Here is a 5368-nt window from a genome sequence, read left to right as displayed (position 1 = left end):
GGCCTCTCGCTCCAACGATTCCCTGAACGCCGGGTGGGCGACGCGGCACAGCTCCCGCGCCCTCTCGGCGTCGCTTTTTCCGCGGAGCGAAGCCGTCCCCCACTCGGTGACTACGTAGTCCGCGATGAAGCGCGGCGTGGTCACCCGCGCCCCCGCTGGCAGCCGCGCCACGATCCGCGAGACCTTGCCCTGTCGGCCCGTGGACGGCAGCGCGATGACCGACCGACCGCCCGCCGCCTGGCGCGCCCCCAGGACAAAATCGAACTGCCCGCCGATGCCCGTGACCTGCCGCCCCTCCACGCTCTCGGCATTGACCTGGCCCAGGAGGTCCACCTCGATGGCGGAGTTGACCGAGACGAAGTCGCCGAGGGTTCCGACCACACGCGGGTCGTGGACGATGTCGGACGGCTCCATGTTGAGCATGGGATTGTCGTGGGCCCAGCGGAAGAGCCGCTCCGTGCCCATGATCTCGCCCACGTCCATCCGGCCGGGGTGGAGCCGCTTCCGGGAGTTGTTGATCACGCCCGATTCGATGAGCGGCAGCATGTGGTCCACCAGTAGCGAGTGGACGCCGAGGTCGCGTTTCCCCGCGAGCGCCTCCATCACCGCTTGGGGGATCGAGCCCACCCCTACCTGCACTGTGGATCCGTCGGGGACGAGGACTGCGACCTGTTCAGCAATCTTTCGCTCTACGTTGCCGACGGCAGTGGGCGGGTACTCCGCCAGCGGATGCTCGGCCTCCGCCCAGCAATCGATCTGTGAGCGGTGAAGGAATGCGTTCCCGAGGGTTCTGGGCATCCGCGGATTGACCTGGGCGATCACCAGCGGGGCGCGCCGGGCCGCGACGAGCGAGTAGCTGACGGAGACGCCGAGCGAGAGATAGCCCGCGCCGTCGGGGGGCGCGCAGTGGACGACCACGGCGTCGGGCGCCCACGCGCCCCCCTCGGCGAAGACGCTGACCGTGTCGAAGTACCGGATGGGGACGAAATCCACGTCGCCTCGCGCCTGGGCCTGCGCGAGCTTCGGCGAGTGGTGCCACGTCGCGAAGCGAAGCTTGCCCGCGTACTCGGGTGCGGCGAACGGGTAGTCGTCGAGGCGCAAGCCCCCCATGAGCGTCAGCGGAGCGAGACGATCCGCTTGGCGAAGGATCTCCGCGAGCAGCGCGGCGGGGTCGCCGCAGCCGGCCGGCAGCAGAACCTTCATACCGGGGCGGAGGCGGCCCACGGCGTCGGCCAGCGCGACCTTCTCGAAGGGGCGGGACATGAGGCGCGGGTAGTATAATCGCGCCCGGACAACGCGCACAATCCGAGAGACCCGAGGAGACCTCCATGGCCAAGCTCGTGCAGCCCGTCAACCCGCCCAGCCTCGCCAAGCCCGCCGGCTACTCCCACGGGATCGAAGTCCAGGGCGGCAAGACGCTCTACATCGCCGGGCAGGTCGCCCTCGACAAGGACGGCAAGCTCGTCGGGCCGGGCGACATCGTGGCGCAGTTCAGGCAGATCTGCCAGAACCTCAAGGCCGTGCTGCTGGCGCGCGCGGGCCAGCTCAACGACATCGTGAAGCTCACCATCTTCGTCCTCGACAAGTCGGCGTACAAGACGCGCGCCAAGGAGATCGGCCCGATCTACCGCGAGTTCTTCGGCCGGCACTACCCCGCCATGACGTTCCTCGAGGTCAAGGGACTCTACGACGACGACCAGGGCTGCCTCATCGAGATCGAGGCCGTGGCCGTGGTCGACTGAGGAGGCGCGTCATGCCGATCCCCCGCCAGTGGGTTACGACGGCCTTCACGTTCGACGGCTACCGGATCGCCGCCAACCGTGGTGTGGTCCGGGGCATCACGGTGCGCTCCCGCAACATCATCGTCAACCTCGGCGCCACGATCCAGACACTCTTCGGCGGCAACATCACGCTGTACACGGAGCTGTGCGAGCGAGCGCGCGAGGAAGCCTTCCAGCTCATGCTCGAACACGCCGCGGCCACGGGCGCCAACGCCATCATCGGCATGCGCTACGACGCCAACGACGTGGCGCCGGGCGTGACCGAGGTGCTGGCGTACGGCACGGCGGTCGTCATCGAGCCTCCGCCGCCCCCGCGCTAGATGCTCCGCACCAAGCGCGTCTACGACCCGCCCCAAAAGGCCGACGGGACGCGCGTGCTCGTGATGCGGCTCTGGCCGCGCGGCATCAAGAAGAGCGCCGTGGATCTCTGGTTCAAGGACCTTGGCGCCGAGGTCGCCAATCTCCGCGCCTTCAAGGCGGCGCGCATCGGCTGGCCCGAGATGCGGCGCCGCTATGTGGCCGGCCTCACGCGCGAGCCGGCGGCCTCCGCGCTCAGGCGCCTTCGGGCGATGGTGAAGCGGGGCCGCGTCACCGTCCTCTGCTCCTGCGAGGACGAGAAACGCTGCCACAGGAGTCTGCTCCGCGCCGCGCTCGGCGTCCTTCTGATCGTCGGCCTCGTCGCGCCACCGGCATTGGCCGAGCACGAGGCGCAGTACCGCTACACCGTGCTGGGCTACGTCAAGGACGCCGCCGGCAAGCCGCGGAAGGGCGTCGGGCTCGAGGTCACCCGCCAGAAGACGGGACTGTCCTACAAGGGCGAGACCGACGCCGCCGGGCTCTACGTCATCGTCACCCGCCTGGCCGACGAGAGCCGCGGCGAGGGGCTGCTGGTCCGCGCGGGACCGGCCAGCCTGCGGATCGCCGCCCGCCTCGACCCGGCAGACCACAAGAGCGAGCGGGGCACGCGGGTGGACTTCACGGGCGCCAAGGCGACCGAGCGCCCGGAGCTCTTCGTGGCGACCCTCAAGCAATTCCTGAGCAAGTGATGGACAAGCCCGATCCGTTCTACGCCCTGGTGAGGATGGTCGGGCGCTTCTGGGTGTGGTTCCTCTTCCGCTCCGTGGACGTCCGCAACGCGGCAGGCGTGCCGCACCGGGGCCCGGTGCTCCTGTGCATCAATCACCCCAACAACCTGATCGACTCGCTGCTCGTGGGGGCGGTCGTCGACCGAAAGGTCCACTATCTGGCGACGGCGACGCTGTTCAGAAACCCGATCATGGCGCGCTTCCTCAAGGCGGTCGGCGCCATCCCCGTCTACCGCCGCCAGGACGACCCCGACAAGATGGACAAGAACGTGGGGACCTTCGACGCCTGCGTCACAACGCTCGCCGCCGGCGGCCTCATCGGCATCTATCCCGAGGGCACGACCCACGCCGAGTCCCGCGTCCAACGGATCAAGACGGGAGCGGCGCGCATCGCCCTCGACTACGAGTCGCGGCGGCGGAACGGCGCGCCCGGCGAGCCCCTCGTCCTGATCCCGACGGGCCTCGCCTTCGACGCCCGGAAGTCCTTCGGCGGGCGGGTGCGCGTCGCGTTCGGCGAGCCCCTGGCGCTGGCGCCCTATCTCGATCTCTACGCCCAGGACCCGCTGAAGGCCGTGGACGAGCTGACCACGGCCATCCAGTGGACCATGGAGGCGCAGATCGTCCACGTGGAACGGCTCGATCACGCCACGCTGGTCCGCGAGGTCGAGGGCCTCTACCGCGACCAGCTCGTGCTCGAGCTCCAGGAGGAGCGGGGGTTCTCCACGGGGCAGATCGACACCGTGCGCCTCTCCCGCTCCATCGTGGACGCCGCGGCCTACTTCGAGACGCATGCGCCGGAGCGGCTCGAGGAGCTCCGCGAGCACATCGAGCGCTACCGCGCCACGCTGGCGACCTACGCGATCAAGGACCAGGCCGTGCGCGAGCGCCTCGTTCGCCGGCCGGCGCGCCGGCGCCTCCAGCGCGGGTGGAAGGCCGCCGTCGGGCTGCCGGTCTTCGCCTACGGGGCGCTGACCAGCGGGCTGCCGTACATCGTGCCGCGCTGGATCGCCCGGCGCACGGCGACCAAGGAAACCAACTACGCCACGACGCGGCTCCTCGTCAGCGTGTTCGCCCTGCCGCTCTTCTGGGGCCTCGAGACGTGGCTCGTCTGGCGCGTCGGCGGCGCGCTCTGGGCGCTGGCCTTTCTCCTCTCCCTTCCGGTGACCAGCATCCTCGCGTACCATTACCTGAGAGGCCTCGGCGGCTTCCGGGCTCAGCTGGGCTTCGGGCTCCTCGCGCTGACGCGTCACCAGACGGCCACGCGGGTCCTCGCCGAGCGCCGGCAGATCATCGCCCTGCTCGAGCGCGCGAAGAACGACTACCTCGCGGCCACGAAAGGATCGAGCTTTTGAGCATCCACCTCCTCGAAGAGCTCTCGAGCCCGGCGCTCGACGCGCTGCCGCGCGAGAGCACCGTCGTCATCCTGACCGCGAGCCCGCTCGAGACCCACGGCCCTCACCTGCCCCTCGGCGTCGACGCCTACACGGGCCGGTATTTCGCCGAGGCGATGGCCGAGCGCCTCGTCGCCGAGCGCCCGGACTGGCACGTGGTCCTGGCGCCGACGCTCCACCTCGGCACCTTCGCCTTCGAGACGGTAGGCACCGTCACCATGCGCCAGCGCGTGGTGCGGGACCTGCTTGTGGACTACGGCAGCGCGCTCGCCCGCGCAGGGTTCCGCCACCTGCTGATCTCGAATGGCCACGGGGGACCTGGGCACCTGGTCGCTCTCGAAGAGGCCTCGGCCATCGTCTCGCGTCGCTACGGGGTGACCATGGCGTCGGTAACGGGCTACCTCGCCTGGGGGCTCATGTCGGGGCGCTACGTGCCCAAGTTCGAAGCCGCGCTGGGCCGGCCCATCACCGACGAGGAGCGGGAGGCTTTCTCAGAGGACGCGCACGGCGGCTGGTGGGAGACGTCGATGATGCTCCTGCTGCGGCCGGACCTGGTCGGTGACGGCTGGCGAGACCTGCCGCCCGCCCGCTACTCCATGGCGCACCGGCTCATCCCCAACTATCCCGTGAGGAACGGCGGGCAAGGATACGTGGGCCATCCCGCGCTGGCCGACCCGGAGTTCGCCAAGGCGACGCTGACCGTCCTCATGGACGAGGCGATGGAGCTCGTGCGCGGGCTCCTCGACGGGCGCCTCCGGCCCTCGCGCGGCCGCTCACCGTTCTTCGCCATACCCTTCTTCCGAACCAACTTTTGGCCCGTCGCCGCCGGCGTCGGAGCGGTCGCCCTCGCATTGCTGTTCTCGAAGAAGAAGACCCAAGGAGGCAAGACATGAAAGCTTACGTGCTGATCGAAACGGCGGCCGGCAAGACCAAGCAGGTCAAGAAGGCGCTCGCGAAGGTCAAGAGCCCGCGCGCCAGCGTGTCGGCGATGGACGCCGTCACCGGCCCCTACGACTTCATCGCCGTGGTCGAGGGCCAGACCCTCGACGCGATCGGCAGCCTCGTCACCGACGCCATCGGCATCATCGACGGCGTCACCCGCACCACGACG

The 5368-nt window shown here is 69.7% G+C and carries 7 protein-coding genes; 6 read left to right on the top strand and 1 reads right to left on the bottom strand.

The annotated features are described in order from the left end of the window. The coding region (locus VGV06_20165; GenBank protein ID HEV2057458.1) for an acetyl-CoA hydrolase/transferase C-terminal domain-containing protein at positions 1-1263 on the bottom strand (1263 nt) is incomplete at its 3' end. Between the two features lie 65 nt (positions 1264-1328). Between VGV06_20165 and VGV06_20160 the strand changes: the two genes are divergently transcribed. The 6 genes from VGV06_20160 to VGV06_20135 form a co-directional block, all read left to right on the top strand. Continuing rightward, positions 1329-1742 carry a RidA family protein gene (locus tag VGV06_20160; GenBank protein HEV2057457.1) on the top strand — a complete coding sequence of 138 codons (414 nt, stop codon included), beginning with the start codon at positions 1329-1331 and terminating at the stop codon, positions 1740-1742. A gap of 11 nt (positions 1743-1753) precedes the next feature. Next, positions 1754-2101: a YbjQ family protein gene (locus VGV06_20155; GenBank protein ID HEV2057456.1), complete on the top strand. Its 348-nt coding sequence runs from the start codon at positions 1754-1756 to the stop codon at positions 2099-2101. After that, positions 2102-2827 carry a DUF488 family protein gene (locus VGV06_20150; GenBank protein HEV2057455.1) on the top strand — a complete coding sequence of 242 codons (726 nt, stop codon included), beginning with the start codon at positions 2102-2104 and terminating at the stop codon, positions 2825-2827. After that, entirely contained in the window at positions 2827-4218 is a 1392-nt protein-coding gene (locus VGV06_20145) for a lysophospholipid acyltransferase family protein (protein ID HEV2057454.1), read from the top strand. Before VGV06_20150 ends, VGV06_20145 begins: the two co-directional genes overlap by 1 nt. After that, entirely contained in the window at positions 4215-5150 is a 936-nt protein-coding gene (locus tag VGV06_20140; GenBank protein HEV2057453.1) for a creatininase family protein, read from the top strand. The genes VGV06_20145 and VGV06_20140 overlap by 4 nt, the downstream gene beginning before the upstream one ends. After that, on the top strand, positions 5147-5368 hold a 222-nt coding region (locus tag VGV06_20135), incomplete at its 3' end, for an Lrp/AsnC ligand binding domain-containing protein (protein ID HEV2057452.1). The genes VGV06_20140 and VGV06_20135, both read left to right, overlap by 4 nt.

It is taken from the genome of Candidatus Methylomirabilota bacterium (assembly GCA_035936835.1).
Classification (GTDB): domain Bacteria; phylum Methylomirabilota; class Methylomirabilia; order Rokubacteriales; family CSP1-6; genus AR37.
Note: the sequence above shows the minus strand (reverse complement) of the source record. Positions and strands in the feature narration are given on the sequence as shown.